Below are 625 nucleotides of genomic sequence, written 5' to 3'. Positions count from 1 at the left end.
CCGGCGGAAACGTTGACGCCCTTCTCCAGCATGCGCCTGATCGGCGGCGTCGCTTCCGCCACCCCGTGGCCGTAGCGCTCGACGAAATATTCGCCCTGATACGCCATGCGGTGCTGGGTGGCGATGCCGCCGCCAAGGGCTGCGATCCGGTCGATCGACCGGTCGGAGATCGTCTCGGCGTGGTCGAAGAACCAGTTGAGGCCGTCGAGCGGGATGTCCTTGTCGACCTTCTCGAAGACGTCGAGCGCGCGGCTGATGGTTTCGTCATAGGTCGCATGCAGCCGCCAGGGCCAGCGGTTCTCGGCCAGCACCCGGACGACCTCTTCGAGCTCGCCCTCCATCTCCGGCGCCATCTCCGGGCGCGGCTGGCGGAAGTCCTCGAAGTCGGCGGCCGAAAACACCAGCATCTCGCCGGCGCCATTGTGGCGGAAGTAGTCGTTGCCCTGCTTGTATTTGACCGACGAGGTCCAGTTGAGGAAGTCCTCTTTCTCTTCCTTCGGCTTCTGGGTGAAGAGATTGTAGGCCAGGCGAACGGTCAGCTGATCGTCGTCCGACAGCTTCTGGATGACGGCATAGTCGTCCGGATAGTTCTGGAAGCCGCCGCCGGCGTCGATGACGCTGGTGA

At 64.0% G+C, this 625-nt stretch carries 1 protein-coding gene; it reads right to left on the bottom strand.

Translation table 11 applies throughout. The annotated features are described in order from the left end of the window. Positions 1 to 625 (bottom strand): amidohydrolase family protein (locus IB265_RS36265; RefSeq protein ID WP_192496230.1); only part of this gene is annotated, 625 nt, incomplete at both ends.

Origin of the sequence: Ensifer sp. ENS10, from assembly GCF_014852025.1 — a bacterium.
Taxonomy (GTDB): domain Bacteria; phylum Pseudomonadota; class Alphaproteobacteria; order Rhizobiales; family Rhizobiaceae; genus Ensifer.
Note: the sequence above shows the minus strand (reverse complement) of the source record. Positions and strands in the feature narration are given on the sequence as shown.